Raw genomic sequence first — 6,119 nt, forward strand, 5'->3', positions numbered from 1 at the left:
TGGGTAAGCGATATGGCGATCACACTTTCCGGTTCAGACACAATCCCGGCTCCTCCCCTGTCCTCGCGCCTGACGACGCAGCAGGTCTGGGGCATTTTGCTGCTCGCGCCCTATCTGCTCGTCTTCCTTGCCTTCGTCGTCTATCCCGTCTGCTACGGGCTGTACCTGGCGCGCGATCCGCAAAACTATGTCGCGCTGTACAACGACCCGATCTTTGCGCGCGCCGCGGTCAACACGCTGATCTTCCTGGTCATCGGCATCAACGTGAAGATGCTGATCGCGCTGTTCCTGTCCGGCTTCTTCGCCCAGCAGCGTCCCTGGATCAAATGGCTGTCGGTGATCTTCATCCTGCCCTGGGCGGTGCCGTCGATCCCGACCATCCTGTCTGTGCGTTTCATGCTCAATCCCGAATGGGGCATGATCAACCACTACATCTTCGCGTTGACCGGTGACGACGGCCCGAACTGGCTGAACGATCCGACGGTGGCGCTGACCATGGCGATCGGCGTGCACATCTGGAAGTCGCTGCCGTTCTGGACGCTGATCCTGCTGACCGGCCGGCTTGCCATTCCGCACGATCTGTACGAGGCATCCGAAGTCGACGGGGCCAACCCGTGGCAGAAATTCCGCTTCATCACCTGGCCGTCGATGCAGACGCTCTACGTCACCTGCACGCTGCTCTCGATGATCTGGACGCTCGGCGACTTCAACAGCGTCTACCTGCTCACCGGCGGCGGCCCGGCCGACCTCACGCACGTGCTGTCGACGCTCGGTATCCGCTATCTCCGGCTCGACCAGCTCTCGCTCGCGATGGCCTCCATCGTCGTCGCGATGCCGCTGGTGCTGCCGCTCGTGTATTTCATGATGAAACGGTTGTCGCGATGAAGCTTCCCACCCTCCGCGAAGTCGGCACCGAGGCCAAGCTGCTGCTGATCGGCATCCCGGTCTTCATCTGGACCATGGTTCCGATCTACCACATGTTCCTGTTCGCGATCTCGCCGAAGGAGGACGCGTTCTCGGGCAAGCTGTGGCCGGATCATCCGACGCTGCACAATTTCCACATCGTGTTCTACCAGGAGCACTATTTCCTGCGCGACTTCTGGATCCAGTTCTGGAATTCGACGGTCATTGCGCTGGCCGCCGGTGCGCTGACCCTGTTCATCGCGACCGCGGCCGCATTCTCGATCTCGCGGCTGCGGGTGCCCGGTGGCCGCTGGGTGATGAACCTTGCCCTGTTCACCTATTTCATCCCGGCGGCGTTCCTCGCCGTGCCGATGTACCGCACCATGGGCAATTACGGCCTGCTCAACAATCACTGGTCGCTGATCCTGGCCATGGTGACGATCGCCTCGCCTTACGCGATCTGGGTGCTGAAGCAGGCGTCCGACAAGCTGCCGGTGGAGCTCGACGAGGCCGCCGTGATGGACGGCGCGACCACGCTGCAGTTGTTCCGCCTGGTCTATGTGCCGCTGATGATGCCGTCGCTGGTCGCGATCGGAACTTATGCGGTGCTGCTCGCCTGGAACGAATATCTCTACGCGTTCCTGCTCCTGTCCAAGGACACCAATCTCACGCTGCCCGTGGCGCTCGGCAACTTCCTCGCCGCCGACGACTCGCCGTGGGAGCTGTTGATGACCACCGGCTTCATCTATGCGCTGCCGCCGGCCGCGATCTACTACGCTTTCAAGCGCTACATGGTGGGCGGGCTCACGGCGGGTGCGGTGAAGTCCTGACGCTGCAGGACGCATCGCGTCGCCGCAAGCATCACGCTTGGCCGACGCCGTGGACAATTGCGGGTTGTCCATGCCTGCTTTAACCTGCGGGCCTCATTGCGGGCCCGCCACATGCGCAGCAACGATGCGATTCATCTCGGACTGATCCTGCTGGCGCTTGCCGCGGCCTATGTCGTGCCATTCGAGCTTTTGCTGCTCGCCTATGTCGTGCTCGGTCCGGCGCATTATTTCACCGAGATCTCGTGGCTGCACGATCGCAGCTACTTTCTGCCTCACCGCGGCATCGCCATCGCGCTCGCGCTCGTCGCGGTGGCCGCCGCCCTGATCGACAACGCCTCGTGGTTCGGCTTCGCGATGTGGGGCGCGCTGGTGATCTGCGCGATGCTGGCGGCGACCACCACCGCGATCGAGAGCATGCTGCTGTTCATCGTGGCGATCGCGTTGTCGGCGATCATGTACTCGAGCGGATCCTCGCTCGCGGTCATCGGCATCCTGATTCCGACCCTGATCCACGTCTCGCTGTTCACGCTGATCTTCATGGCGCTCGGCGCCTACAAGTCCGGCAGCCGTACGCAGGCCGCGCTGGTGGCCGTCTACCTGCTTTCGATCGCAGCGATCCTGCTGCTGCCGCCGACTGCCGACATCCGAATTGCGAGCTTCGCCCGGGTCGGGCAGGACTATTTTGGCAATGTCGGTCCGGCATTGGGCCGGCTGTTCGGCGTGCCCGGCCTCGTGCTCGACACCCGCCTGACGAGCCTGCTCGCCTTCGTCTACACCTACCACTACCTCAACTGGTTCATCAAAGCGGACGTGATCCGCTGGACGGCGGTCCCAAAAGCGCGGCTCGCAGCGATGGTCGTCGCCAGCACCGCGTCCACCGCGCTGTATTTCTACGACTATGCGTTCGGCTTCACCTTCCTGCTGGCGCTGAGCCTGGTCCACATTCTGCTCGAGTTTCCGCTCAACAGCCTCGCCCTGCGCCAGCTCGGCGCCGCGATCCAGGGCGCCGTGCGCGCGCGGCAAACCAATAACGTCACGGCCACAGCGACCCGCCCAGCCGGCACGCGCGCTTCGAAGCGCGCGCCGCGGTCGCGCTGATCATCCCTCGGCGCGCTTTCGCCTGTAAGCAAGCAGCAGCGCGATCAGCGAGCCCAGGAAATAGCCGGCAGTCGCGCCCGAAATGGCGCGGCCGACGATGAAGGCGAGCGCACGCTCGCTGGCGCTGATCGCCGAGATCACGCTGACGGTATATTGCAGCGAGAACACCACGAGGTTCCGGACCAAGGCAAAAATGCTGCCAGGGCGGATGATCTCGCCGGTGACATGGTCCACGTCGAACGGCCGCGGCGTCAGCACGCCGAGCGGCAGCAGCGCCAGCGCGGCAGCAGCCCAGGCGACGACCGGCCATGCGCTGTCCAAATGGCCAAAGCCGATCCGCGAGATACCCCAGACGATGAACACCACAGGCACGATCAGCGCGCGCCAGATCTTTGTCTTGCGCGGCTGCATCGATTTGATGCCCTGCCAGACCAGATAGGCGAGCAGGAACCAGACCCAGACCGGGGTGTGAATCACAATCTGGTAGGCAAGTGTCATCATCGCTCCAGTCCTTCAGAGCGGCGCCGCGCTCTCGCCCTGCGAGCTCGACAGCTTTGACGCCAGCGACGCCAGCACGATGACGATAGCGATCAGGCCGATCACCAGCGTGCAGATGGCGTTGATCTCGGGCTTTACGCCCAGCCGCACCTCGGAATAGATCCGGATCGGCAGCGTCGCCGAGCCGGGACCGGTGGTGAAGCTCGCGATCACGAGGTCGTCGAGCGACAGCGTGAAGGCCAGCATCCAGCCGGCGACGATCGCAGGCGCGATCAGCGGCAACGTCACCGACAGGAAGGCGCTTACGGGATTGCAGCCGAGATCCATCGCGGCTTCCTCCAGCGAGCGGTCGAGCGAGCCGAGGCGCGACTGCACCACGACGGCAACGAAACACATGGTGAGCGTGGTGTGCGCAATCGTCACCGTCCAGAAGCCGCGCTCGGCGTTGAGCGCCACGAACAGCAGCAGCAGCGACAGGCCGGTGATCACCTCCGGCATGACCAGCGGCGCATAGAGCATGCCCGAAAACAGCGTGCGGCCACCAAACCGTTCGCCCCGCGACAGCGCGACCGCAGCCAGCGTGCCGAGCACGGTGGCGATGCTGGCCGAGGCGACCGCAACCCGCAGGCTCATCCAGGCGGCCTCGATCATGGCGCGGTCGTTGAAGAACTCGACATACCAGCGCAGCGACCAGCCGCCCCAGACGGTCACCAGCCGCGAGGCGTTGAATGAGTAGATCACGAGGATCACGATCGGCAAGTATAGGAAGGCGAGCCCCAGCACGAGCGAGGCGATGTTGAAGCGGGAAAGCCGGTTCAGCTTGCGCATCTCAGCGCCCCTGTTCCAGTTGCCGGCGCTGCAGGCGCTCATAGAGCAGGAGCGGCAGCAGCAGCACGACCAGCAGAACGATGGCCGCGCTCGAGGCCACCGGCCAGTCCTTGTTGGTAAAGAATTCGAGCCACAGCGTCTGCCCGATCATCAGCGCGTTCGAACCGGCGAGCAAATCCGGGATCACGAACTCGCCGACGATCGGGATGAAGCACAGCAGCACGCCGGCGCCGACGCCGGGCAGCGACAGCGGAAACGTAACCAGCCAAAACACCTGCCAGGGCGGCGCGCCGAGATCGCTTGCGGCCTCCTCCAGCGCCGGCTCCATTTTTGCGAGCGTCGCATAGAGCGGCAGGATCATGAACGGCAGATAGGAATAGACGATGCCGATATACATCGCGGTGTCGGTCGAGAGCCACACCACGGGCGCGCTCACCACATGCAGCACCAGCAGGATTTTGTTGAGCAGGCCATCGTGCTGCAAAATGTTGATCCAGGCATAGATGCGGATCAGGAACGAGGTCCAGAACGGCACGATGACCAGCACCATCGCCACCGCCTGCCAGCGCTTTGGCAGCCGCGCCATGCCGTAGGCGATGGGGTAGCCGATCAGGAGCAGGATTGCGGTCGCGGTGACGGCGACGGTGACGCTGCGCACGTAGGCGTAGATGTAGAGATCGTCGGAGCCGAGCAGCTTGAAATTGTCGATCGAGAGCGCTGCGAACGCCGCCCGGATTGCGTCCCACCCTGCGGTCAGGTCGAACACCGGCTCATAAGGCGGCTGCGCGATCGCGGTCTGCGACAGGCTGATCTTCAGCACGAAGGCGAACGGCACCAGGAAGAACAGCACCATCCACACATAGGGCGCGATCGCGGCGAAGCGTGCCGGCCGCGCAAAGATGCGGCGCGCGCTCATTGGTCCAGCACCAGGCAGTCATCGGGCGTGAACCAGGCCACGACGTGCTGATCCAGATGAAAGGTGTCGCTGTCGAGCCGCGCGGTGTTGGCCATCGACGATTGCACCACGGCGCCGGTCGCGAGCTTCACCTTGTAGGAGGTCGCGCCGCCGAGATAGCAGACGTCAGTGACGACGCCCTCAAGCCGGTTGATCGCACTCTCGTGGCCGGGATCGTTGACGGGACCGCGGCGCGACAGCTTGACCTTCTCGGGGCGGATCGCGACCGCCAATTTCGTCTTGTCGCGGGGCTCGCGCGGCTCAGCCACCACCAGCGTTCCGGCATCGCGGGTCGCGATGCTGAGGCGATGGCCGTCCTGCGACTGCACCTCGCCATCGAACAGATTGATGTCACCGACGAACTCCGCGATCCAACGCGAGCGCGGCGTCTCGTAGAGCTCGCGCGGCGGCGCGACCTGGACGAGTTGGCCGGCGTTCATCACGCCGATTCGATCGGCCATCGTCATCGCCTCCTCCTGGTCGTGGGTGACGATGACAAAGGTCATGCCGAGCCGGCGCTGCAGGGCCATCAGCTCGCCTTGCGTGCTCTCGCGCAATTTCTTGTCGAGCGCGGCCAGGGGCTCGTCGAGCAGGAGAACCTGCGGCCGCCGCGCCAGCGAGCGGGCCAGCGCCACGCGCTGCCGCTGACCGCCGGAGAGCTGGTCTGGCTTGCGCTTCTCCAAACCCTCGAGTTTTACGAGCGCCACCATCTCCGCGACACGGGTCGCGATGTCGGCGCGCGCCATGCCGGCACGCTTCAGGCCGAAGGCGATGTTGTCGTAGACCGTGAGATGCGGAAACAGCGCGTAGTTCTGGAACATCATGTTGATGGGCCGCTCATGCGGCAGCGCCTGCGCGATGTCGCTGCCGGCGAGCAAAATGCGACCCGCATCCGGCGCCTCGAAGCCGGCCAGCATGCGCAAGAGCGTGGTCTTGCCGCAGCCGCTCGGGCCCAGCAGGGCAAAGAACTCGCCGGCCTTGATGTCGAGCGACACGCCGTCGACGGC

7 protein-coding genes are annotated in these 6,119 nt (G+C 64.4%); 3 read left to right on the forward strand and 4 right to left on the reverse strand.

Annotated elements, in window-relative coordinates; all coding sequences use genetic code 11:
- Nucleotides 1–12: 12 nt before the first annotated feature.
- From C2U70_RS07090 to C2U70_RS07100, 3 genes are all read left to right on the forward strand, one after another.
- Nucleotides 13–885, forward strand: coding sequence for a carbohydrate ABC transporter permease (locus tag C2U70_RS07090; protein ID WP_140977291.1), 873 nt, complete (start codon nt 13–15; stop codon nt 883–885).
- A complete protein-coding gene (locus tag C2U70_RS07095; protein WP_140977292.1) occupies nt 882–1,733 on the forward strand; it encodes a carbohydrate ABC transporter permease in 852 nt (283 codons plus the stop codon). Before C2U70_RS07090 ends, C2U70_RS07095 begins: the two co-directional genes overlap by 4 nt.
- Before the next feature lie 111 nt (nt 1,734–1,844).
- Nucleotides 1,845–2,831 carry a hypothetical protein gene (locus tag C2U70_RS07100; protein ID WP_140977293.1) on the forward strand — a complete coding sequence of 329 codons (987 nt, stop codon included), beginning with the start codon at nt 1,845–1,847 and terminating at the stop codon, nt 2,829–2,831.
- Here C2U70_RS07100 and C2U70_RS07105 read toward each other — a convergent pair whose 3' ends face one another.
- The 4 genes from C2U70_RS07105 to C2U70_RS07120 form a co-directional block, all read right to left on the reverse strand.
- On the reverse strand, nt 2,832–3,329 hold the full coding sequence (locus C2U70_RS07105; RefSeq protein ID WP_140977299.1) for a DUF6622 family protein: 498 nt from the start codon (nt 3,327–3,329) through the stop codon (nt 2,832–2,834).
- 15 nt (nt 3,330–3,344) lie between these two features.
- Entirely contained in the window at nt 3,345–4,157 is an 813-nt protein-coding gene (locus C2U70_RS07110) for an ABC transporter permease (protein ID WP_140977294.1), read from the reverse strand.
- Between the two features lies 1 nt (nt 4,158).
- On the reverse strand, nt 4,159–5,073 hold the full coding sequence (locus C2U70_RS07115) for an ABC transporter permease (RefSeq protein ID WP_140977295.1): 915 nt from the start codon (nt 5,071–5,073) through the stop codon (nt 4,159–4,161).
- A partial coding sequence (locus C2U70_RS07120) for an ABC transporter ATP-binding protein (protein ID WP_140977296.1) occupies nt 5,070–6,119 on the reverse strand: 1,050 nt, incomplete at its 5' end. The genes C2U70_RS07120 and C2U70_RS07115, both read right to left, overlap by 4 nt.

This window comes from Bradyrhizobium guangdongense (assembly GCF_006483445.1).
GTDB lineage: Bacteria > Pseudomonadota > Alphaproteobacteria > Rhizobiales > Xanthobacteraceae > Bradyrhizobium > Bradyrhizobium guangdongense_A.